This is a genomic window from Prevotella scopos JCM 17725 (assembly GCF_018127785.1).
Lineage (GTDB): Bacteria > Bacteroidota > Bacteroidia > Bacteroidales > Bacteroidaceae > Prevotella > Prevotella scopos.
Genome location: NZ_CP072390.1, coordinates 313,284 through 338,740, shown reverse-complemented (window position 1 = coordinate 338,740; position 25,457 = coordinate 313,284). Strand labels below are relative to the sequence as shown.

Below are 25,457 nucleotides of genomic sequence, written 5' to 3'. Positions count from 1 at the left end.
AAATATTATATTTTCCTGCAAAATTAATGTTTTTTTTTGACTATACGCCATATTTTTAGTATTTTCGCAAGTTGTTAGAGGATTAACAGCATAAGATACAATAAGTTATTATAAGATTTACGAAACAAGATATAAGATGATAAGATTCCAAAATATTAGCAACCCCTATTGGCGAAATATGATTTCAAGAACCATGTTAGTCATAGTAGCTGTAGTTTTAATCGTACTCTTCCTACCACGTTCAACGGGTAAGCTCTTTCATTACGATGAAGGTAAGCCATGGATGTATGGACAGCTGATTGCCAAATTCGACTTTCCTATATTCAAAACAGAAGCAGCCCTAAAGACAGAAAAAGACTCTATCACAAAGCATTTCCAGCCTTACTATAATATCAATCAAACAATAGAGAAGAAGAAGATTGAACAATTCAAGCAGGCTTATAAAAACGGTATTCCAGGCTTATCACAAGACTATGTGGATGCGATTGCCCATCGACTGCATGAGATTTACGAAGCAGGAATCATCGAGCCACAACAGTACTCTACACTTGCCAAGGATAGTAATACTTTCATCCGTGTCGTAACAGGAAAGCAAGCTGTCAGTGTACCCATAAACAAAACTTACTCAACGCTTGGTGCATACGAACAACTTTTCATGGATCCATTGCTCGGTCCTAAACGCTCGATATTACAACAATGTAACCTGAATGAATATATTGAGGCGAACCTTATTTACGATAAAGACCGCAGTGAGACGGAGATGAATGACATGCTTAGTCTCATCCCACAAGCTTCAGGAATGGTTCTTGAGGGACAGCGCATCATTGACCGCGGTGACATTGTCGATGCCAAGACCTATCGTGTATTAAACTCTTTTGAGCAGGCGATGGAAAAACGTAAGGCTTCCGAGGACGAGATTACCTCTACCTTTATCGGACAGACAATCTACGTTCTGATTTTCATCTTCCTTTTCACCCTCTATCTGGCTCTTTTCCGAAAGGATTATTTTAACAAGCCACGGTCCATTTCCTTACTCTATGTGATGATAGTCATCTATCCTATCCTCACATCTCTGATGATGGAGCATAACATCTTGAGTGTGTATATCCTCCCATTCAGTATGGCACCGATATTCTTCCGTGTGTTTATGGACTCACGAACAGCATTTATCGGACACATAACAATGGTACTTCTCTGCGCTGTTGCTGTAAAATATCAGTATGAGTTCATCATCGTACAGATTGTGGCAGGTCTTGTCGCAATCTATTCCTTGCGCGAGCTATCAAAGAGAAGTCAGATCTTCCTTACCGCCCTACTGGTTACGATCAGTTCAGCAGCTGTCTATCTCGCTCTGCAACTCATACAAGCTGACGACCTCTCGAAACTTGACCGAAGCATGTATTACCACTTTGCCATCAATGGTTTCTTCCTCCTCTTTACTTATCCACTGATGTTGGTTATTGAGAAGACATTCGGCTTCGTTTCTACTGTAACAATGTTTGAGCTCTCGAACACAAACAATGAGTTGCTTCGTCGCCTTAGCGAGGTTGCCCCTGGCACGTTCCAGCACTCTATCACAGTAGGTAATCTGGCGACAGAAATTGCAAGTAGGATTGGTGCTAAGAGTCAATTGGTACGTACCGGTGCACTTTATCATGATATCGGTAAGATGCTCAACCCAGCCTTCTTCACAGAAAACCAGGCAGGAATCAATCCACATGATAAGTTAAACGACCTTGAGAGTGCACGTATCATCATCAGCCATGTGACGGAAGGTTTGAAACTTGCAGAGAAGTATAACCTACCACGTGAGATTAAGGAATTCATTACTACCCATCATGGTGCTGGGTTAACAAAGTATTTCTACATTCACTATAAGAATGAACATCCCGATGAAGAAGTCAACGAAGATCTCTTCCGCTACCCAGGTCCTAATCCTTTCACCCGCGAGCAGGCAATTCTCATGATGAGCGATACCGTTGAGGCTGCATCACGTTCTTTACAGGAATATACAGAAGAGAGTATTAGCGGTTTGGTTAATCGTCTTATCGATGGACAGGTTGCAGACGGAAATTTCACCGATTGTCCTATAACTTTCCGTGATATAACAGCAGCCAAGGCCGTTCTCATTGAGCGACTGAAAGCGATGTACCATACTCGTATTCAGTATCCACAACTGAAGACATAAAAGAACGCATCCCCTCCGTTCCTCTCTACCAACGGAGAATTTGCAAGCACTATAAACCCCAGCAAGTTACATTTATTCTAACTCACTGGGGTTTTCTTTTGGCTCTATAACGAATCGTGTGGGTAATTCGTCATAGAGCCTAAAATATTGTCAAAAAGTATAGCCTCCAACGAAACACAACTCCAAATTGACCTTCGCTTTAATACGCTTAACGCACATTAAATCCCTACCCTTCCATATACAGCGATGGTGTTAATCCTCCGCACATGTGGTGCATACCATCCGCACCACATGTGCTAAGCATCCGCACCACATGTGCTGAGCACCCGCACCACTCGTGCGGAGACTTAAACTCACGATGCTATATGGATGGATAGGAATTAACTGTTCGTAAACATTATAAAACTAAGGTTAACCATGAGATTTGTTTAATGTCGTCTTTACGTTTTGCCTTTTTACCCTTTCACAGCTACCTTTCTTCTGCACAAATTAACTAAAAGTGAGAAAAAACAAGTAAATATTTGGAAGTATAGAACAATATTCATAACTTTGCAACCAAATTATATAAGTTTTTTATACACTTACAATTTAAAAATGAAGTATCAGAAGATTACCCTCGTTGCCGCATTAATTGCAATGGCAACAACAACGAAAGCTGGAGGATTGCTTACAAACACCAATCAGAACATCGCATTCAATCGTAACTTTGCACGTGTAGGAGCAATAGGTATTGACGGTGTTTACTTTAACCCTGCCGGTGTTGTATTCCTTGACGAAGGCTTTCATATATCTCTTAACTTCCAGAACGTATATCAGACACGTGAGTTAACATCTACTTTTAGCGTGCCTGCATTCGCAAATACTCCTTACGAATATCCTTTCAAACTGAATGGCGGCGACCCTACCAACGGAAGCAAATCGTATATTGGCAAGGCCTCTGTGCCAATTCTCCCATCATTCCAAGTAGCCTATAACAAAGGAAATTGGAGTTTCCAAGCTGGATTTGGTTTGACAGGTGGCGGTGGTAAAGCAGCCTTCAATGAGGGTCTGCCAAGCTTCGAGCGTCCTATCTCACTCCTTCCTGCACTTATCAACCAGCAGTTGCCTACCTTTGCGGCACTTCTCGGACAGAACGAGGCACCTGCCACATCCTATAGCATGCAGAGCTATATGAGCGGTCAGCAGTATAATTTTGGTCTTCAGCTCGGTGCCGCTTATAAAATCAATGAGAATCTCTCTGTCTTTGGTGGTGCTCGTTTCAACTACATCTACAATAAATACGAAGGAAACATCACGAACATCTCAGCTAATGTAGGTGGAAACAACCAGAACCTCTTCGACTACTTCGATTCAAAGGTCAAGGCCTTGAATGAGAAAGCAAGTGCGTTGCAGGCACAAGCAGTTGCAGCACAAACACAAGCGGCAGCCTTACAGGCTCAAGCAAATGCAACAACTGACCCTGCAACAAAAGCTCAACTTCAAGCAGCAGCAGCACAATATTCTGCGGGTGCACAGAAGGCAAGTGAGGGTGCAAAGCTTGTTAGTGCAGGTGCAGACAAATTGAATAGTAGTAAAGAACTTGTAAAAGACCGCTATGTAGAGGTTTCACAACGTGGATGGGGTATCACTCCGATTCTTGGTATCGACTACCGAACTGGCAAGTGGAATTTTGCTGCACGCTATGAGTTCACAACAAAATTCAATATCGAAAACAATACTAAACGCGATGACACTCAACGCTATGAAAATGGTGTAAACACACCTAATGACATTCCTGGTATCCTTGCCCTCGGTGCACAATATGAAGTACTGAAAAACCTCCGTGTTATGGCAGGATATAACCACTATTTCGATAAGGATGCACGCATGGACAATGACAAGCAGCGCTTCCTTAAGCACAACACACAAGAGTTCCTTGCTGGTGTTGAGTGGGATATCAACCCATCAGTGACAGTCAGTGCAGGTGGTCAGCGCACACTCTACGGTCTTGGCGATGGCAAATACTTGACCGATCTTAGCTTCGTAACAAGCAGTTATAGCCTCGGTTTTGGTGCAAAGATTAAGGTCGCAAAGAACGCTCATCTTAACGTTGCTTACTTCTTCACCAACTATTCAAAGTTCACAAAGGAATACAACGATGCTATTGTAATTGGTAAAGAACAGGTAACCCAACCAGACGGTTCTGTTATGGTTCAGCCTAAAACAATCGCAACAAAGAACACAGATATATTCACCCGTACTAATAAGGTACTCGGTGTTGGTCTTGATATTGATTTCTAACGACTATTAATATACCGTTTTCCAAAACTAAAACCACTAAAAAAGGCAGCCAGAGTTTTCTGGCTGCCTACGTTATATGGGTGATAACGCTATCATTGAATCTGAATTAATAACAAATAGCTACTGTCAATAAGAGAAATGAATGGTAGGCTCATTATGTTACTTTAGAAGTGTAAGTAAGAGCTAAGACTATAGCGGATCAACATCATAATACACTTGAAGCGCACCATATCTTTTATCTTTCAACATGGCATCCAATGCTCCACGAAGGTATTGGCGTACACGTGGGTAGTCAATACCATTCTCTAACTTTAGCATTATTTTCCGAATGTTCAGTGTATTTACACGAGCCACAGCAGGTTTGTCAGGACCCAACACACGATCACCGAAGATATCACGTAGCCTACTCCCAAGTTCTAAACCCGCAGAATTCACTGTATTATCATCTCTATGCTTCAAATATACATAGACAAGACGGTAGAATGGTGGATAACGAAACTCATGTCTCTCAACTAGCAAATCACTATAAAATGACTGGTAGTCATTATGCACCACCTGCTGAATGACAGGTAACTCAGGACTCTTCGTCTGAAGAATAACCAATCCCTGCTTCCCTTTCCTACCAGCACGTCCACTCACCTGACTCATCATCATAAACGAATGCTCATATGCACGGAAGTCAGGATAATTCAACATAGAGTCAGCATTGAGGATTCCAACGACTGACACCTTATCAAAATCAAGACCTTTAGAAATCATCTGCGTACCAATCAAAAGATTACTTTTACCGGTAGAGAAATCAGTAATCAAACGTTCATAGGCATTACGGGTACGCGTCGTATCGAGATCCATACGGGCTACACGTGCCTCCGGGAAGATGTTACGAATCTCATCTTCTATCTTTTCCGTACCATAACCACGCCCACGTATATCCTCACTTTCACAACAAGGACAAACCTCAGGAACTTTCATCGTGTGACCGCAATAGTGACATGAGAGGTAATTCATGTTCTTATGATAAGTCAACGACACATCACAGTTCGGACACTTAGGGACCCAACCACATTGCCTACACTCTATCATTGGTGCAAAACCACGTCGGTTCTGAAATAAGATAACCTGTTCATCCCGTCCCAAAGCTTCTCGAACAGCAGAGAGAAGACGGGGAGAGAACGGACCAGTCATCATCTTTCGACGGTAAAGGTCCTTTATATCTACAATCTCAATTTTGGGTAATTGAATGTCTTTATAACGACGAGTCAGCTCAACCAGACCATACTTATCCTGCTTTGCATTGTAATAACTCTCCATAGAAGGTGTAGCTGTTCCCAAAAGCGTCTTTGCTCCAGGATACATTTGTGCCAACACGATTGCCGCTGAGCGTGCATGATAACGTGGCGCAGGGTCTTGTTGCTTAAAACTCTGCTCATGTTCCTCATCGATGATGACAAGTCCTAGTCGTTGAAATGGGAGAAAAACAGCACTACGAGCTCCCAGAATAACATCGTATGGTGAATCTAACAACTGCTTTTGCCATATCTCCACACGCTCTGCATCACTGTATTTACTATGGTAGATTCCCAGCCGATTTCCAAAGACTGATTTCAAGCGTTCAGTTATCTGTATGGTCAGTGCAATCTCAGGTAGGAGATACAACACTTGCTTATGTTCATTGAGTGCTTTCTGAATAAGATGAATATAAATTTCAGTCTTACCTGATGAGGTAACACCATGAAGTAGCGTCACGTTATGTCCCATCATCTGCAAAAGAATTTGATTATAAGCTTCAGTCTGCGCTTCATTTAGCGGTTTGATATTCTGAGGACGTGGCGGGTTACCTCCATTCAGCCTGCCAACCTCCTTTTCGTATGTAACAAGAATATTCCTTTCCACCAAAGCTCGAACAACTCCTACAGAAGCATGAGAAACGTTCATTAATTCTTCTCTTGTCACCTCACGCAATAGTGTGTCTGGTGTGATTTCATCGATTTCATCGACACCAGCTAGCTGTAAGTAAGTCATCAAGACTTCCACTTGTTTCGAAGCACGCTTCATCGAATCAATCATAATGGATAGTGTCCGTTCATGAAGGAAGTTATCTGTCAAACGAATGTAAAGTTCGGTTCGAGGACGATAACCATATTCCTCCTTTAGGCCTGATGGCAAGGCGGCTTTATACACATCTCCGATTGGTGACATATAATAGTCAGAAATCCAATGCCAGAGCTTTAACTGCTGCGGAAGAAGTACAGACGTGTCATCGAGTACATTAATGATATTCTTATAGGTGATTTTCTTGCTACCTAATCTATTATTATCCGATGAATTCGGTATATTTACAGGATACTCCGCAACTACACCCACGTATATTTTACTCTTACCGAAAGGTACAGACACACGTACCCCTGCCGTAACTCTGGACACCATCGTATCAGGTATAGCATAAGTAAAGTAGCCTTCTAGAGGAAGAGGTAAGATTATATTTGCGTAAGTCATCATGAATAGTTTAACACCTAATCAGCCTTTTCAAGCTATACTCAATTTTATTATCGCTTTGAATACAAAGTTACAAAGAAAGATGCAAATACACAATGAACAAAGGACACAATAATATCAATCTGTGAGAAGAACAAACCTTATGAGAAATTAGGGCACAAAAAATCCCATTTCATCGCTTATGAAATGAGATGTATTAACATTAAGCATTATACATTTTAAAAGAAATAAGCCACGCCAACCTGCCATGAACTGTTATTGCTTCCCTTTTTCTTAAAAGCTGAACTAGTGGCATCAACTGCTGTTTTCCATGTGATGTCAGCAGTATTACCACAAGCAATATTATAGTTAGCACTTACCTGTAAATGTTTGAAAGCTGTCACGCCGAACCCTAAATTCACACTGAAATTACTTTTCTTTAGAGCATAGTTACTACCATTTGTCCATTCGAAGTTTCTGGCACCTACGTTAAAAGCTATCTGAGGACCACCAAAGAAGAATATGTTAGCCATGCTACCTAAACCAATAGAATAACGTGCATTAATAGGAATAGCTATCTCTTGCTGTTTTACCGACTGATCAACAGAAACATGTTTAAGCTTCGCTGAACGCATATCATAAATAACAGAAGCATCCATGCCAAGTCCAACAACAGGCAAAGTGAATTTCACTGTTGGTCCAAAGAACCATCCTACCTGATTTGTCTTGTCGAAAACATCACTTGAGAAACTGAAGTCACTCACATTCAGTCCCGTCTTTACTCCAAACTTTAGTGGTTCATCTGCATGAGCAGGAATGGAAATAAGAAATGATAGGGCTAATAGAGCCGATGAAATAATTTTCTTCATATCCAAGAGTTTTAATAAGTATAGGCTAAAATCACTTAGTATGACACGTTTATAGTGATCTGCACATCTAAAAAGCTTGCTCAAGAAAGATATACAATCAGAGCATATCTTTTTATTAATCGTATTCTTAAGCTTATTATTGCCCTGTTAGAATTAATTAAGGTTGATTCTATAAAATTCCTTTAAAGAACTTTTTTGAAAAGCCATTAAAGAAAGAATCCATCGAGGATTTTATAGAATCAACCTTAAGAAAAATTTTAATGACGCTCGCGACGAACAGTTACACGTGCTGGAGAAGTTACTGCACTGCTACTATTAGATGGACGACGTGAACGACTAAAACTACTTGATGAGCCACTAGATCGACGAGTACGAAGTCCCCTCTTTGGTACTTTCTCGGCTTCTTTGGCTGCCGAAATACTGTCAAGACTATCTCGACGAGCTGGATCACCATAGATTGTTCTTTCAAAAGCAACCAACTCGCGCTCAATTTTCTTCTGTTCAGCTGCCATGGCAGAATCGTTTGGACAATATTGTGCAAGCGTCTTACCCAACATATTAGTCGTTTTGTAAATCTTGCCCTTATAGAGATTCATCGTGAAGTAGTCGTCAACACTCATCGTTGCAGCATTATTCAAATTGCTTGTCATAATGGTTTGTTTCGCAAGGAAAGGAGCCAAATCATCGTAACGTACCCAGAAGAGCGGATATTTAACTTCGCCATCACCGAAATCATCTTCACGATACATAATAGGACAAAGAGCCACAACCTTACGATGAAAGGTTGCCGTACCTTGATCGTAATAGGCACTCTCCTTTAGGTAATAGCCTTTTACCTCGCCTAAGGGGATATCACTATTATCAAGACGAATACCATGATCGGTTCGTTCGTAGAAGATGTGATAGTTATCAAGGAACTGCAAAGGCTTTACACGAGCAGAGTCAGTGAAGATTTCATTGCCATCCATACGATAGTTGTAAGCCGCAATACCGCCACGATTTGGTCCATTCATCATCAACTTAAAGATGTAGGTGAAGAGATTCATCTGCGAACCGACAGGTTCAGTAGGATAATACAATCCTGCATTAGCATCGTCAGTAAGTTTCAGTTCACGATAGATATCACGTCGCCAAACAACATCTTCGTCCATAGGAGCAGTTGTTGGGAAAGAGATCTGCGCACGTATGGTAATCGTATTTGCGGGTGACTGACGTTGTTGCTGATTACGACGTGCAGCAGGCTGTGCACTAATGGTAAGTGCCAGGCAGGCTGTGAAAACTATGAGAAATATCTTTTTCATTTTTGTTTTGTTTGTTCTTTACTAAAAAGAGATGCTGTGATATAGTGTTTTATGAGGAGATATAAGTATCAACGTTATCTATCAACTTGTCAACCCGTAAACTCGACTACTCGTCAACTACTATCTCACAATGACCTCCATATTCCTTCCATTAAGTGTTCGGGTAGTTCCATCAGGTCCATGAACGACAACATTTGTGATGTAGAATCGCTTGTTACGACTCAACTGGCGGAATTGTTCTTTCTGTTGAGGAGAGAAAGAAGCACCATTACTTGCCAACGGAACAGCATTACCCAAATTATCAAAGAAGACAACACGGAAGCTCGTAACAGTGAAAGGAATGTCAAGCAAACCATCGTCAATAGCTGCTTGAATACCCGGAGCAGACATAAGTGCAGCCTTAGAGAGAGTACCACTCTTAAATCGATCAGCACCCATAGCAATATATGGCGATGGATCTGGCAATTTTCGAACACGGAACTTGTATTCTCCAATCTTACGTCCCTTAGCTGAAACTGCAATCGTTACAGGCTGACCAACAGTCGAAGGACGTGCTACAAAATGACCACCTCCTCTTGAAACGAGTGAACCACCAGACATAGTTGCCTGCACATCGTTCTGAGAAGTATTAGGGATACTGATTGTTATCGGGTTGTCAAAGCCAGCATAGAGTACATTCATCAAGTCTGCTGCAATAGTAGCCATTCCATCAAATGGTGGAACCTTTTGCATGCCTTTCGGATTGATATATTCTTTTGGTTGCGGTCCTCCCGTTACCCAATAATCTTGTGAGAAGTTTCTACGTAGCACGTTACCTGTTAAGTCCTTTATTAGGATGTAACCATTCAAAGTATGTTTACCTGGTGCTCCTGCTTTAACAGTTATCTGGTTGCCCTTAATGAGTTGTCCGTTAACAAATACTTGCGGCTGCTGGGTAGAGTCAACTGCACCCATAAACATTTGTGCGGTCATTGTCTCACCTGGGTAGAGACGAGTCTGACTTGGCACCACAAATGCTTGTAGCTTGTTAACACGTATATCTTTCAAACCAACATTAGCCACCAAGGTATGTAAGACTTCGCCTTCTGCATAGCGAACGTCGCTCTGCACCTTAGAGAGAAGCGTTACCGCTGCCGCAACAGGCATATTTTCGAACATATATTCTTCCCAGTTCTTACCCATTGAATGGTGAGGTACCTCCGTAGAAAGGTTACTTGCAATAATCTTCTTCTGTCGTGGGTCCGTTACAAACTGCAAAATACGCACTCTATAGTTATTAATAGCTTCGTAAAGCTTATGCCCCTGTCCATTGGCAGGGTTCAACATGATGTAACTGGCAGCCTCTATATTATCCTTTCCTTCAATGTTCAAGGGATCACCTTTCTCACCATCAGCCTCACGAACGATGGCGACTTTCAGCGATTGTGCATAGTTATAGAGAGAATCACTCATCTCTCTAACCGTTGATGCCATCATAAACCACTGCTTCACCTTCTGTGGATTCTTGCGCATCATTTGGTCGAGTTCGCCAAAGATAGCATCATTTTCCTTGGATGAATTTCCCGTTGTACGATTTAGGCTCTCTTCAACAATTGAGAAGCCATTGAGTACCTCTGTTGAAATATTCAATGCCAACATTGCCATAAGGACGATATACATAAGGTTGATCATCTTCTGGCGAGGGGAAACCTTTCTCTTCTTAATAGCCATTCATTCTATTATTTGTAGTCGGAAGATAACAGAAAACTAACATCTTTCCTACCATATTTCATCATTACAAGCTTTCAGGTGCAGACTGCTGAGGAGCAACACCAGGCGCAGCCACACGCATGTTAACAGTCATTGCCTCAATCATTCGAGCATAGATACTATTGAGTTGCTCAATCTGCTGTGCCATCCTGCGAGTCTGGTCATTAATCTGGTCGATTGTCCCAATCTGCTGACTAGCACTCTTAAGTTGCATCTCATAAACCTTAGCAATTCCAGTGAGCGTACGATTGAGGTTCTCCATCTCTTCGCTATCACGGGTCAGACGTTGACTCTGATCGTTCACCTTACCTAACATCTCGGTCAGATTCTGTAGTGCAGAGACGTAATTCGTCTGGGCTTCAACCATCTCTGGTGTCTGCTGTTGTGCATCAGCAATAGCCTTACTCTGCTGACCTACAACGGCTGCTGCAATATCACTTGCTGATGGCATTGCCTGCTGAACACTCTGCGCAATGTTGTCGGCAGTAGCATGCGTTGACTGTGATTCTGAAACAGGATGTTCTACAATAACCTCCTTATCTTCTACAAACTCCTCGGCTATACGTTTTGTAAGTTCACGACCATCATCAGTCTTATCAAATGGTCGGTCGAAGGCAGAGAGGAAGAACACGATAACCTCAGTACCCATACCGAAATAGAGCATAATATTAGCACCTGGCAAGTGGGTCAACTTAAACAAGGCGCCGAGAATTACCACGGAAGCGCCCCAACTATAACCATAGTTCAGGAACGTTTGTCCAGGAACACTATCCATCCACTTCTGCAGATGGTATATGAAATTGTATTTGCTGTACTGTGTCATTTATCTTCTCTTTTTCTTACTGCTTTTCTTATTCTCTTTAGCTGCCTCACTTGATGAACTTGCAAGACTACGAACACAACGAAAGCCTATGTAACTACGTGGTTGGTTCTGATACTCCCAAGTACGCCAAGCACTGCGGATATAGCTTTCTGGATCCTTCCAACTACCACCGCGAACACTCTTCTTTTTTAATCGATATGGATCTTCTTTTGCTGCTTTGTAGTCTAATTGAGGGTTGAGGTCGTTCATCGCATCAACACCAGCCTCTGTATAAATGGTACTTGTCCACTCGGCAACATTGCCTGCCATATCATAAAGACCATTAGAATTTGCACCATAGATGCCCACTTTACTTGTAATCAAGTTACCATCTTTGGTGTAGTTTCCGCGATCTGGCTTGAAGTTAGCATAGAAACATCCATTGCCATTCTTAACATTTTGATTATCCCATGGGAACTCATCTTGATTCTTTCCTCGTGCAGCATACTCCCATTCGGCTTCACTAGGAAGACGATAACGTTGTACGTAACGCGCCTCTTTTCCCAGTCCTTTTAATAAATACTCTGTACGCCAAGCACAGAAAGCATTGGCCTGTTCCCATGTAACGCCAACAACAGGATAGTTGTTATACGTAGGATTACTAAAGTAATTACGGAGATAAATCTCATTATCTGAATTACGGAAGTCGTTCACCCAACAGGTTGTATCTGGATAAACATTAACGATATAGGTATTCAGAAAGTCCCAAGGTCCTGTCAATGGACGGTTAATTGTCTCGTTATGAATAACGCCGTTTTCATCGACATAAGCTGTATCCTTTGATATCATTACCACCTCGTTTGGATCAACGGTGACATCAGTATTCAGATTACGTTCTTGTGGATTCAAACGATTGCGACGCAGAGCAGCTGATGTATAATCGTAAATCTCATAGCGATAATTCAACTGTCTGCCATCGATGCTCTTTTCGCCTGTAACTGGATTCGTAACATAAAAGCTTTCAAAAGCACGCTGTTCATCTTCATTTGGCTTACGTGGAAGACGTTTGTTCCAATTCAAATGAGGTGTAACTGGATCGCCATTCTTGTCTTCTGTAATCATATAGCTTTCATCACCGCCATAGACTGGGTCAGCCAAACGAGTGCGAAGAATAGAATCGTGAACCCACTCTACGAACTGCTTGTACTCAGAATTGGTCACCTCTGTTTCATCCATCCAAAATCCATCAACAGAGATATCCTTTACAGGGGTTTTCTTACCCCAAAGAGAGTCTTGTTTTTCCAATCCCATTCTCAACCAACCACGCTTAACGAGCGTCATACCATATGGTGCTGGTTCACGGAAAGTACGACCGCCACCTACGCCAGTAACCTCACCGCCACGACCTGACGTAGAAGTTGATTTACCAGCAAAACAGCCTGTCAATGTTCCTAATACGAGTACACCAAGACAAAAGGCAACTATACTTTTTTTCATTTTCATTATATGTTTCTATAGAAATCTTACGCTTTTATGCTTGTTCCTGCTTTTCTTCTGCAGGTTTATATCGGTTTGATAGCTAACAAAAAGTCCATGACTACCATTCTTGAAAGCTGTCGCACCACTATACATCTCATAACTATAACCCACATTGATTCCATGAAAGGTTCCACCAACATAGGCCGTAAGAGAGTTTGTTGGACTATATGATAGACCGCCATAAAGTACTTTCTTTCCATGGGTATATACTAATCGTGCAGTGATGTCTGCTCGATAGCTCATGCCATCATAACGTGCCAGAACAGAAGTAGGTATAGATAGAAACGGATTTCGTAATTTTATATTGTATCCACCCGTTAAATAATATGTTCGATTTATTTGTAACTCATTGGTCTCACCCATTTCAACCAAGGGTGCATTAAGGTGCTGAACAGACGCACCAAAATACCAATTCTTGTGCGTATAATAAACGCCTACACCTAAATCGAGTCCGTGCCCATTGACTTCTCCTTGTGCTAAAGCTGGGTCACTCGACTCTTCTGGGTCTAACTTAGAGCCATCTAATTTTTCAAAAAGCATACCCACCTGAACACCTGCAGATAGCATTCCGCCCCAAAGTTCCTTGCGAAAGGCGTATTGTCCCGCTACACGCTGATGAACAAAGGCTCCTAACTTATCATTCAGAATAGAAATACCCACTCCATGATATTGCTTCATGAAATAGATAGGCATATCTGCTCCGACATAGAAAGTGTTCGGATTGTGCTCATAACCTGCAAAGTCGAGGGCGTATGCACCCACAACATTCAGTTTGTTGTCCTTTCCGACTGTAGCTGGATTGAACAATGGCTCCATCGCCCAATAATGACTATAAGACGGGTCATACTGTGCCCTAACAGAACCATCTATCAGACAAGTGAATGTAAATATAAGTATTAAACGTTTAAACACGTATCTATAACGTATAGGAGATTAAAATATTGCTTTCCTACACATAAATATTGAAGGGATATGACTATGAACTAAGAAGCTATCAAGCATGCGTGTGCGGTTATTTAGGCTATATAACGAATCGTGTGCGTTGTGTGTTAATATTCCACACGTGTGGTGCTGGTCCTTTGCACTTATGGTACAGATGATATGCACCACATGTGCGTAGGATTAACACCATTGCTGTATATGGAAGAGTAGGGATTTATGTGAGTTAAGCGTATTAAAACTAAGGTCAATATGGAGTTGTGTTTAGTTCTAGGCTATACTTTTTGACAATATTGTAGGCTCTATGACGAATTACACATATGATTCGTTATAGAGTCACTTAATATAAAAATAATCTCGTTTTATACGATAATATTTTTCTTATATGTGAGTCATTGTTATTTCAAAATTTGGCCTATATGACAAAAATGTGCTTAAAATCCTTGTAACTATCTAATAATCATTATCTTTGTTTTATTTATATTTTTATGGCAAAAAATCTGCTTTTATTGTGGCTCAAAATCGACTATAAAACGTGGTCATCTTAATGGTAGTCAACGCTGGTATTGTAAGTGCTGTAAGAGGAGCTTTGTTGGACATAATCGCCTTACCAATACCATTGTCAATAATCGTTATTCCAAGGGTAATCTAACAGTCAAAGATCTATCAGAGGAGTACGGAGTTTCAACCAGGACAATTTATAGAAAACTCACCAAATCTTATAAAGAAGAACTTCCCAACCTTCTTGTTCGCCCTGTAGTGGTTTTAATGGATGCCACCTATTGGGGACGTAATTTTGGTGTCGTTATCATGAAGGATTCATTGTCTGGTGATGTACTTTGGTTTAAGTTTATCAATAGGCATGAACGTCTTGAAGACTATAAGGAGGGCATAAGCTACTTGGAGTCACTTGGGTATACCATTCAAGGGCTTGTATGCGATGGTTTTAAGGGACTTAGGCAAGCTTTTCCCAATTATAAATTCCAATTATGCCAGTTCCATCAAGTAATGACTATAAAGACAAAACTAACTTCAAGACCCAAGCTTGAGGCTTCAAAAGAACTGCTTGAATTATCCAAGATGTTATGTCATACGGACAAGGAGTCCTTTATTGGGGCTTTAAAGGAATGGTACACCAAGTGGGAGGATTTTCTTAAGGAACGGACAACAACAGAAGATGGAAAATCACATTATACTCATAAAGCTCTACGTAGTGCTTTTTTGAGCCTTAAAAGGAATATGTCGTCATTGTGGACATACTATGATTACCCTGAATTGAAGATGCCAAATACAAACAATGCCATTGAATCACTCAATGCAGATTTAAAGACAAAATTGAACCTACACAAGGGGATCAGTATGGAAAGAAGAAAGATCTTCATCCAAGACTTTATAAAGTCCCATTCTCCTAAGAAATAAAAGGGGAATGGGAGATTTTAAGCACATTTTTGTCACATAAGAGAAAACGACGCTAAAATAAGCACACTTTTGTCACATAAGCCCAAAATTTGCAAAAGAGCTTTTTATCATTAATCTCTTGTATGCCTATTACCCTACCCTTTTACTACTGCTCCACTTCATACATGGAAACAAAAACATACACTTCAATAAGCAAAAAAAGAGGTTGTATCAATAATGACACAACCTCTTTTTTATTCTTTAGTATTCGTCTTCATTCCACAAGAAATCATCTTTTGAAGGATAGTCTGGCCAAATATCCTCGATACTGTCATAGACATCTCCCTCGTCTTCAATCTCCTGAAGATTCTCAAGAACCTCAAGTGGTGCACCTGATCGCATTGCATAGTCAATCAGTTCATCTTTTGTTGCAGGCCATGGAGCATCTTCCAGCTTAGAGGCCAATTCAAGTGTCCAATACATATTCTTATTTTTTTACATGATTCTTAGTGCGTGCAAAAGTAACATTTATTTTCTTATCTGCAAGTATTTTTCCATGTTTTTTCACTTGTGACACTATCTTTATTCAAATAACGTGACAAAATGAAGAAATAATCTGATAATCTGTTGACAAAGATAAAGATTTTAGGTGAAACTGTTGCCACATGGGATAAAGCAACAATACGACGCTCAGCACGACGACAAATCGTACGGCAAACATGACTTTGAGCTGCCGGTATGATACCCCCTGGCAAAACAAAATGGTGCTGCACAGGGAGTTGGGAAGATAGTTCATCAATAATGGTTTCTATTTTCGCAATGAGTTTTTGAGTACTAACAAGTTCTTCGGTCTTCATCTCTGCACGAGCAAGCTCGCCACCAATTACAAAGAGTTCTTCCTGGATTTCAGATAAGAAATCTGTGAGGTTAGCAGCAGATTGTACTCCTTCTTTTGAACTACTTGTTTGTAATAACGAAATAAGTAAACCTATATGCGCATTCAGTTCGTCTAATGTTCCGTATGCTTCTACTCGTATATCATCTTTCGATAAGCGACTACCATCACATAAGGAAGTCATACCCTTGTCACCTGTCTTCGTATATATCTTCATAATAGTATTACATTTCTAAAGTTTAACCTTGTATTTTCAAAAATTTACTATATATGATTGCTTTACCATATCAGTTCTCAGAAACAATACCCCACAATAATATAAATCAAAGCTAACACCTGTGCGCAAATCAGATATAAGACCAGACCAGTACTTCTGAACTTCATTATCTCGCTTTATATTCTCAATAATTAACACACATGATGGAGGTAAATGGTCCAATGCCTTATCGATTACCGTACTATAGTTTGAAACAAGAGATACACGCACCATACTATTCTCACCGATAGATGAAAATAAACGTACCAGTTCCTCTTCTGATATCGATTCTGTTACCTGACGATAAATTGTCTTACGGCAACCTGCACTTACATATATCTTGTAACAAGAAGAAGTTGGAAAACAATCAATAAATGTGTGAGCTTGCTGATAATTTGCTAAACGAAAGTAAAACCTACATAGTTTGCGAGTTATCTTGTCAATCGCATAAACCTGCTCTGCAAGTTGTTCATACTTATAATAAGGATAATGTTCATTCACCACATAACGAATAAAACGATATGCCCAAGGCGACTGTACACCAAATCCTCTGGAATAACGCGCACGTCTTAACCAAACAAAGAATCGTTTAACAAAATATATCATGATGAATTAATATGATTGACAAAGTTAGTATTTTTTTCCATATCAGAAAAATATTCGACTAAAAAAGCAACACTAACAAAGTATATAAAACTAACAAAACATCATACTATTAATAGCATCATATACTTATCATACACAACATCATGCACTCAGATGTAAAATTGTCGTAAATAAATTTGCATTATCATCCACATTGACTAGTTAGGGTTCTGTAGGAAAAAATGAGGAAATAGATACACAAAAGACTAATAATAAAAAGCGCTTTCAAAATTAGAAATAATAATAATTCCCAGATAAAAAAATAGTGCATAAAATGCAAGATTAATTTTATATTTAGTTGCTGTCATTATTAACACTTCGTAAAAGTACCTGTAACCAAACTAATTAGCAAGCTAATATGGATGACAGTAGTGACAGCAAATTATAAAACGATAGTCTAAGAAAAAATAAACTCATCATTAACATAGGACATTGGTCTCTAAATATAAATATTTGTCCTATTAAGTCCAATTAGCCTTATTACTCCTATTAGCCTTATTAGCTCTAGTAGGCTTATTAGCCAAATAAGCTTGACCTCCATAAACACAAAAAGCCCTGAAGATTTCTCTTCAGGGCTCTCGTAAAAGAAGGCGGCCACCTACTCTCCCGCATTGCATTGCAGTACCATCGGCGCAGTCGGGCTTAACTTCTCTGTTCGGAATGGGAAGAGGTGGGACCCCGACGCAATAACCACCTGATATTTCTCTCGGTTGACTAGTTCACAGTTGACAAGTTGACCAGTTATTTGTCATTATTCTTGTCTTCTTTCTGTCTTCTTATCAGTAGATCCATTATTAAATATTGTCCATAGAACTAATAACTTGTTTACTTGTTAACTCGTTATCTTGTCAACTCGTCTACTGACTTGTCAGCCGTATAAGGTGACGTATTTCCACAAGCAAAACATATTAGAACTTTTCTTCTTACTTTAGAAGAATACACAGCTCAAAGTCTGAGTCACTGGTCCCCGCACTCCAATATCTAGAGGCGGGAGACCCGAAGAAAGTTTCGGGCAATTAGTAGTGCTCGGCTTTGACGTCACCGTCTTTACACCTACACCCTATCAACGTCATCGTCTATGACGACCCTTATGAGGAGTTCTCATCTTGCGGCTGGCTTCGCACTTAGATGCTTTCAGCGCTTATCCAATCCAGACTCAGATACCCAGCGGTGCACCTGGCGGCACAACTGGTAAACCGGAGGTCTGTCCAACACGGTCCTCTCGTACTAGTGTCAGCACCACGCAAAACTCCAACGCCCACGATAGATAGAGACCGAACTGTCTCACGACGTTCTGAACCCAGCTCGCGTGCCACTTTAATGGGCGAACAGCCCAACCCTTGGGACCTTCTCCAGCCCCAGGATGTGACGAGCCGACATCGAGGTGCCAAACCACCCCGTCGATATGAGCTCTTGGGGGGATCAGCCTGTTATCCCCGGAGTACCTTTTATCCTTTGAGCGACGGAGTTTCCATACACATCCGCCGGATCACTATGCCCCAGTTTCCTGCCTGCTCGGCATGTCTGCCTCCCAGTCAAGCGCCCTTATGCCATTGCACTCTATAAGGCCGGTTACCAATCGGCCCGAGGGCACCTTTGGAAGCCTCCGTTACGCTTTTGGAGGCGACCACCCCAGTCAAACTACCCACCAAGCAGTGTCCGCACCACAGGCGCGTTAGACCTCAGACAGCCAAAGGGCCGTATTTCAAGGATGGCTCCACGAATGCTGGCGCACCCGCTTCGAAGCCTCCGGCCTATCCTACACATCGGATGACCAAGGTCAATGCTAAGCTGTAGTAAAGGTTCACGGGGTCTTTTCGTCCCATCGCGGGTAATCGGCATCTTCACCGATACTACAATTTCACTGAGCTCATGGTTGAGACAGCGTCCAGATCATTACACCATTCGTGCAGGTCGGAACTTACCCGACAAGGAATTTCGCTACCTTAGGACCGTTATAGTTACGGCCGCCGTTTACCGGGGCTTCAATTCAATGCTTCCCATTGCTGGTGACATCTCCTCTTAACCTTCCGGCACCGGGCAGGTGTCAGGCTGTATACATCATCTTTCGAGTTAGCACAGCCCTGTGTTTTTGTTAAACAGTTGCCTGGACCTATTCTCTGCGCCTCATATTGCTATGAGGACCCCTTATTCCGAAGTTACGGGGTCAATTTGCCTAGTTCCTTAACCATGAATCTCTCAACGCCTTAGTATATTCTACCCGACCACGTGTGTCCGTTTGCGGTACGGGTCGCTATTACATTAAGTTTAGCGGATTTTCTCGGAAGTATGATTACCTGCACTCAAGTTATCCCGAAGGATTACCTGTACTTTCATGGTTCAGCTCGGAAGGTGGATTTGCCTGCCTTCCTCATAGCCTACGCACTTAAACGCCCTATTCCGTCAGGGCGCGGCAGTGTCACTGCTCCGTCTCCACATCACTGTAATAGCGAGTTGCGGAATATTAACCGCATCTGCCATCGCCTTCGCCGTTCGGCTGAGACTTAGGACCCGACTAACCCCGGGCTGATTGGCATCGCCCGGGAAACCTCGGTCTTTCGGCGAAAGGGAATCTCACCCTTTTTATCGTTACTTATACCTACATTTGCTTTTCCATAAGCTCCAGGATCGGTTACCCTCACCATTCAACGCCAATGGAATGCTCCCCTACCGATACTTTTAATATACATTACTATCCCGCGCCTTCGGTATCTGACTTATACCCGATTATTATCCATGCCCGGACCCTCGACTAGTGAGCTGTTACGCACTCTTTGAATGAATGGCTGCTTCCAAGCCAACATCCTAGCTGTCACGGGGACCAGACTTCGTTAGACTAACTTAGACAGAATTTCGGGACCTTAGACGGCGGTCTGGATTCTTCTCCTCTCGGGGACGGACCTTAGCACCCGCCCCCTTACTGCACGATTGCGGTCCATAAGCATTCGGAGTTCGTCAGGTCTCGATAGGCGGTGAAGCCCTCTTGACCTATCGGTCGCTCTACCTCTTATGGAGATCATCGCACGCGGCACCTAAATGCCTTTCGGGGAGTACGAGCTATCTCCAAGTTTGATTGGCCTTTCACTCCTACACTCACCTCATCGGGAAGCTTTTCAACGCTTATCCGTGCGGTCCTCCATCCGGTGTTACCCGGACTTCAACCTGGGCAAGTGTAGATCACTTGGTTTCGCGTCTACCCCATCTGACTCGACGCCCTATTCAGGCTCGCTTTCACTGCGGATGCGCGTCTCATGACGCTTATCCTTGCCAGACATGGTAACTCGTAGGTTCATTATGCAAAAGGCACGCCGTCACTGCGTAAGCAGCTCCGACCGCTTGTAGGCGCATGGTTTCAGGAACTATTTCACTCTCCTTATTGGAGTGCTTTTCACCTTTCCTTCACAGTACTCGTTCACTATCGGTCTCACGGGAGTATTTAGCCTTACCGGATGGTCCCGGCTGATTCGCGCAGAATTTCACGTGTTCCGCGTTACTCAGGATACCACTACGTCTCGTCATGCTTCGAATACGGGATTATCACCCTCTATGATTGTTCTTTCCAGAACATTCTTCTCACAATCTAAGTACGACAGCGTGGTCCTACAACCCCTGCTAAGCGTTGCCACAAAGCAGGTTTGGGCTATTCCCCGTTCGCTCGCCACTACTAGGGGAATCATTATTTATTTTCTCTTCCTAGAGGTACTAAGATGTTTCAGTTCCCTCCGTTCGCCTCACTACTTATGTAGTGATAACAGGTCTTCAACCTGATGGGTTGTCCCATTCGGAAATCCTTGGATCAAAGGTTATTTGCACCTACCCAAGGCTTATCGCAGCTTATCACGTCCTTCATCGCCTCCGTGAGCCAAGGCATCCGCCATGCGCCCTTTCTTACTTTCTTCGCCTTTCTCGTTGTTGACAACAAGAAATGTAGCTCATACTTTCAGCTGTTGTGTGATTCTAAAAAAATGAAGTTTAAACCTCATTGTTTAGAATACTAATTCTTCCAATCATTGAAAGAATAGTTCTACTTTACAGTCTTGCTTGTGTCAATATGTCAAAGATCTTATGCTGTTACTTTGATTGTTCTGAGGCAGTGCCTCAGAAGCGTGAACAGCTAAGTGGAGAATAACGGATTCGAACCGTTGACCCCCTGCTTGCAAAGCAGGTGCTCTAGCCAACTGAGCTAATCCCCCAAGGGATAGAGAAATATAGGTTATCAGGCTCTGACCCAGTTCACATTGGCTTAGCGCCGATGTGTAGTCCCAGGCAGACTTGAACTGCCGACCTCCACATTATCAGTGTGGCGCTCTAACCAACTGAGCTATAGGACTGAGTTGGAAGAAACTCTGCAGCTTCTCTTGCCAGACTTCCTTTCTCTTATTCTTAAAACAGTGTCAGTGAGTACAAGAAGAAAAACGAACCAAGGTTCTTTTTATCTTTACAATACTTTTAACTTGTCAACTTGTCAACTAAAAAGCATTCTCTCCAGAAAGGAGGTGTTCCAGCCGCACCTTCCGGTACGGCTACCTTGTTACGACTTAGCCCCAATCACCAGTTTTGCCCTAGGCCGATCCTTGCGGTCACGGACTTCAGGCACCCCCGGCTTTCATGGCTTGACGGGCGGTGTGTACAAGGCCCGGGAACGTATTCACCGCGCCATGGCTGATGCGCGATTACTAGCGAATCCAGCTTCGTGGGGTCGGGTTGCAGACCCCAGTCCGAACTGGGACCGGCTTTCAAGATTTGATGCAATTTGCATTACACCATCCCTCTGTACCGGCCATTGTAACACGTGTGTAGCCCCGGACGTAAGGGCCGTGCTGATTTGACGTCATCCCCACCTTCCTCACACCTTACGGTGGCAGTGTCTCCAGAGTGCCCAGCATCACCTGATGGCAACTGAAGAGAGGGGTTGCGCTCGTTATGGCACTTAAGCCGACACCTCACGGCACGAGCTGACGACAACCATGCAGCACCTTCACAGGAGTCCCGAAGGACCTCAACATCTCTGTATCGTTCTCCTGCAATTCAAGCCCGGGTAAGGTTCCTCGCGTATCATCGAATTAAACCACATGTTCCTCCGCTTGTGCGGGCCCCCGTCAATTCCTTTGAGTTTCACCGTTGCCGGCGTACTCCCCAGGTGGGATGCTTAATGCTTTCGCTTAGCCGCTGATACCAGGTACCAACAGCGGGCATCCATCGTTTACTGTGCGGACTACCAGGGTATCTAATCCTGTTTGATACCCGCACCTTCGAGCTTAAGCGTCAGTTGCGCTCCCGTCAGCTGCCTTCGCAATCGGAGTTCTTCGTCATATCTAAGCATTTCACCGCTACACGACGAATTCCGCCAACGTTGTGCGTACTCAAGGAAACCAGTATGCGCTGCAAGTCAGACGTTGAGCGTCTACATTTCACAACACACTTAATCTCCGGCCTACGCTCCCTTTAAACCCAATAAATCCGGATAACGCCTGGACCTTCCGTATTACCGCGGCTGCTGGCACGGAATTAGCCGGTCCTTATTCGTATGGTACCTGCAAAAAGGGACACGTCCCTCACTTTATTCCCATAAAAAAGCAGTTTACAACCCATAGGGCCGTCATCCTGCACGCTACTTGGCTGGTTCAGACTTACGTCCATTGACCAATATTCCTCACTGCTGCCTCCCGTAGGAGTTTGGACCGTGTCTCAGTTCCAATGTGGGGGACCTTCCTCTCAGAACCCCTACTGATCGTTGCCTTGGTGGGCCGTTACCCCGCCAACAAGCTAATCAGACGCATCCCCATCCATTACCGATAAATCTTTACTTCAAATCTGATGCCGTCATCGAAGACCATGCGGTATTAGTCTGCCTTTCGGCAGGTTATCCCACAGTAATGGGAAGGTTGGATACGCGTTACTCACCCGTGCGCCGGTCGACGTCCAAAGAGTGCAAGCACTCTCCGCCGTTTCCCCTCGACTTGCATGTGTTAAGCCTGTAGCTAGCGTTCATCCTGAGCCAGGATCAAACTCTCCATTGTAAAATATCTGTTGGTGATAAATGATGGATAATAGGTGATAATAAATACCACTACTTCCAAACACGTCACCGAGTAATCTCTGTTTCAGAACGCTTATCCTAAAAGTATCAAGTAAAAAGCACCTCTTCGCTTGTTTCTTAATTGTTTTGAGGCGGTGCCTCAAAAGCAAGAACAATGAATTGATCGGTTCGTTTCTTTTACCCATCCATTTGATATAAAATCAAACAGACGCTTCTTGTACTACTTCTCTGTTTATGTAAATCTTTTCAAAGAACTCTTTCTTTATTGCCTTAATCAACTTGCCAGGTGGCTTGTTTTGTAAAGCGGATGCAAAGGTATAGAGAAATTTGAATACTACCAAATGTTTTGAAGATTATTTTTCAAAAAAAATAAAAATCACCCAAAGCCTTGACACAAATCAACCAAAACAACACCCAAGACACCCCTATCACACTCCAGGAAGCCATAAAAACAAAAATAGCGCTACAAAACCACTAAACAAGAAATAACCCCTTAAACGCAAAATCGAAAATAAGGGAAGTTTCAATTTTAGCCAAAACAACAAATACCTATAATAGAACAAAACTATATATTAATGCTACCAAAGCAGGCGCACCCTGCTTTAAAATAATAGCTGGACTACTTGTAAAACCGCCATAAATAGCTACCAATGCCACATACATCAAAAGACAACGCGTCCAAAACAAATCATTCATTACCCAAACAGCTATTAAAATCAACACTGCCAATAAAAGATTATAGACACCTTGATTTTTAAATAACGTAGATACAGATGGGCGACTTAATTCCTCCACATCCATATTAAAAGTACGCACAGTTGTTCTCGATTTAGTAAATATTGTTTCAAGACACATTATATATATGTGCTCGACAGCTACCAATGTAGCTAAAATCATAAAAGTAATATCCATACGCAAAACTTATATACTATAATAAAAGACAAAATCTGCACCTTGTCAATACAGTATAGACAAGATGCAGATTTATATTTATCAACGTTTTCTATTCTATCAATGCAGTAAATACCACAATGCTTCTCCGAGACACTTTCCACAGATATAAATCATATATACGGAAAATACAGCCAAAATCCACCTATACCTCCGTGGACATCGCTGGAGAATCAAGGACAGAACGTCATTATTCATAATCAGATTACTTTGTAGCCTTAGCCTCTGGAGCCTCACCAATGAGATCCATGAACTGATCAAGCTTTGGAGTAATGATAATCTGTGTACGACGGTTACGCTGCTTACCCAACTCAGTATCGTTAGTAGCAAGTGGGTTATACTCACCACGACCACCAGCTGTCAAACGCTTAGGATTTACACCAAAGTGATCCTGCAGATACTGCGCAACAGATGCTGCACGCAAACAAGAGAGATCCCAGTTATTACGGATATTCTTCATCTTGTCTGTAGTAGTGTTGATAGGCACATTATCAGTGTTACCCTCAATCAGCACATCATAATCCTTATAATCAGTAATAATCTTAGCAATCTTGCTCAATGTCTGCTCAGCACGATCATTCACCTCATAAGAACCGCTCTTATAAAGCATATTGTCAGCCAAAGAGATATAAACAACACCCTTCAGAACCTGTACATCAACCTCCTTCAACTCCTCACGGCTCAAAGAACGAGTAAGATTGTTTGTCAATACCATATTCAATGAGTCGCTCTTAGACTTCACCTCAACCAAGTGACGGATATACTGATTACTCTCGTTAATCTGATCAACAAGTTTAGAGATGTTGATATTGTTTGAATTGGCATTTCTCAAACTGTTATCAAGACTACCCTGCAACGCAGCAGCACTCTCTCTTGCCTGAGCCAACTGATCTTCCAAGCTCTTGATACGTGCGTTATTGGCAGCAATCGTTTCCTTAGCATTCTGATAATCTGCCGTCAACTGATTGTTTTCTGTACGACAATTCTCCAAATCCTTCTTGCTGGCACAACTGCTAAATGCAAGTGTACCCAATGCCAAAGCTACGATAAAAAGACTCTTTTTCATATTTACTATTTTATTTTGGTTATTATTCTACTTGTAATAGATTCCTCCGAACATACGTAAAAAG

Annotated in this window: 15 protein-coding genes, 2 tRNA genes and 3 rRNA genes; 3 read left to right on the top strand and 17 right to left on the bottom strand. The window is 42.2% G+C overall.

All coding sequences use genetic code 11. From position 1 onward, the window contains the following. Positions 1–136: 136 nt before the first annotated feature. Both J4856_RS06675 and J4856_RS06670 read left to right on the top strand, forming a co-directional pair. Positions 137–2,188: an HD family phosphohydrolase gene (locus J4856_RS06675; protein ID WP_025838792.1), complete on the top strand. Its 2,052-nt coding sequence runs from the start codon at positions 137–139 to the stop codon at positions 2,186–2,188. A 594-nt stretch (positions 2,189–2,782) separates the two neighbouring features. Further along, positions 2,783–4,468, top strand: coding sequence for a hypothetical protein (locus J4856_RS06670; RefSeq protein WP_065367615.1), 1,686 nt, complete (start codon positions 2,783–2,785; stop codon positions 4,466–4,468). Between the two features lie 189 nt (positions 4,469–4,657). Here the strand turns inward: J4856_RS06670 and priA are convergent, their stop codons facing one another. From priA to J4856_RS06635, 7 genes are all read right to left on the bottom strand, one after another. After that, entirely contained in the window at positions 4,658–6,964 is a 2,307-nt protein-coding gene (gene priA, locus J4856_RS06665) for a replication restart helicase PriA (protein ID WP_025838790.1), read from the bottom strand. 218 nt (positions 6,965–7,182) lie between these two features. Then, positions 7,183–7,812, bottom strand: a complete 630-nt coding sequence (locus J4856_RS06660) for a porin family protein (RefSeq protein ID WP_065367616.1) — start codon at positions 7,810–7,812, stop codon at positions 7,183–7,185. Positions 7,813–8,069: 257 nt separating this feature from the next. Then, the gene (porN, locus tag J4856_RS06655) at positions 8,070–9,113 is read right to left on the bottom strand and encodes a type IX secretion system ring subunit PorN/GldN (protein WP_025838786.1); all 1,044 of its coding nucleotides are present in this window, start codon (positions 9,111–9,113) and stop codon (positions 8,070–8,072) included. A gap of 120 nt (positions 9,114–9,233) precedes the next feature. Further along, the gene (gene porM, locus J4856_RS06650; RefSeq protein WP_025838784.1) at positions 9,234–10,823 is read right to left on the bottom strand and encodes a type IX secretion system motor protein PorM/GldM; all 1,590 of its coding nucleotides are present in this window, start codon (positions 10,821–10,823) and stop codon (positions 9,234–9,236) included. A 64-nt stretch (positions 10,824–10,887) separates the two neighbouring features. After that, positions 10,888–11,685 (bottom strand): type IX secretion system motor protein PorL/GldL, encoded by a 798-nt coding sequence (gene porL / locus J4856_RS06645; protein WP_025838782.1) that lies wholly within the window; start codon positions 11,683–11,685, stop codon positions 10,888–10,890. After that, positions 11,686–13,167 carry a T9SS ring complex lipoprotein PorK/GldK gene (gene porK / locus J4856_RS06640; protein ID WP_025838780.1) on the bottom strand — a complete coding sequence of 494 codons (1,482 nt, stop codon included), beginning with the start codon at positions 13,165–13,167 and terminating at the stop codon, positions 11,686–11,688. It lies immediately after the preceding gene. A gap of 9 nt (positions 13,168–13,176) precedes the next feature. Next, positions 13,177–14,115, bottom strand: coding sequence for a PorP/SprF family type IX secretion system membrane protein (locus J4856_RS06635; protein WP_025838779.1), 939 nt, complete (start codon positions 14,113–14,115; stop codon positions 13,177–13,179). A gap of 483 nt (positions 14,116–14,598) precedes the next feature. Here J4856_RS06635 and J4856_RS06630 point away from each other — a divergent pair, with 483 nt between their 5' ends. Continuing rightward, positions 14,599–15,561 (top strand): IS256 family transposase, variant Zn-binding type, encoded by a 963-nt coding sequence (locus tag J4856_RS06630; RefSeq protein ID WP_428842430.1) that lies wholly within the window; start codon positions 14,599–14,601, stop codon positions 15,559–15,561. Between the two features lie 240 nt (positions 15,562–15,801). On the opposite strand, the gene J4856_RS06625 is transcribed toward J4856_RS06630, so the two are convergent. From J4856_RS06625 to J4856_RS06580, 10 genes are all read right to left on the bottom strand, one after another. Then, a complete protein-coding gene (locus J4856_RS06625; protein WP_004337463.1) occupies positions 15,802–16,023 on the bottom strand; it encodes a DUF2795 domain-containing protein in 222 nt (73 codons plus the stop codon). Positions 16,024–16,076: 53 nt separating this feature from the next. Then, positions 16,077–16,652 carry a cob(I)yrinic acid a,c-diamide adenosyltransferase gene (locus J4856_RS06620; protein WP_025840003.1) on the bottom strand — a complete coding sequence of 192 codons (576 nt, stop codon included), beginning with the start codon at positions 16,650–16,652 and terminating at the stop codon, positions 16,077–16,079. A 36-nt stretch (positions 16,653–16,688) separates the two neighbouring features. After that, positions 16,689–17,297, bottom strand: a complete 609-nt coding sequence (locus tag J4856_RS06615; RefSeq protein WP_065367617.1) for a hypothetical protein — start codon at positions 17,295–17,297, stop codon at positions 16,689–16,691. Between the two features lie 624 nt (positions 17,298–17,921). Then, positions 17,922–18,034: ribosomal RNA gene (gene rrf / locus J4856_RS06610) — 5S ribosomal RNA — on the bottom strand. Between the two features lie 299 nt (positions 18,035–18,333). Further along, positions 18,334–21,234: ribosomal RNA gene (locus J4856_RS06605) — 23S ribosomal RNA — on the bottom strand. A gap of 221 nt (positions 21,235–21,455) precedes the next feature. Beyond that, positions 21,456–21,529 (bottom strand) — tRNA-Ala (locus J4856_RS06600). 64 nt (positions 21,530–21,593) lie between these two features. Beyond that, a tRNA-Ile gene (locus J4856_RS06595) sits at positions 21,594–21,667 on the bottom strand. A 158-nt stretch (positions 21,668–21,825) separates the two neighbouring features. After that, a 16S ribosomal RNA gene (locus tag J4856_RS06590) occupies positions 21,826–23,356 on the bottom strand. The 16S, 23S and 5S rRNA genes sit together here with 2 tRNA genes alongside, the layout of an rRNA operon. Positions 23,357–23,925: 569 nt before the next feature. After that, positions 23,926–24,288, bottom strand: coding sequence for a DUF1304 domain-containing protein (locus J4856_RS06585; RefSeq protein WP_025836888.1), 363 nt, complete (start codon positions 24,286–24,288; stop codon positions 23,926–23,928). A 244-nt stretch (positions 24,289–24,532) separates the two neighbouring features. After that, the gene (locus tag J4856_RS06580; protein WP_025836887.1) at positions 24,533–25,393 is read right to left on the bottom strand and encodes an OmpA family protein; all 861 of its coding nucleotides are present in this window, start codon (positions 25,391–25,393) and stop codon (positions 24,533–24,535) included. Positions 25,394–25,457 lie beyond the last annotated feature (64 nt).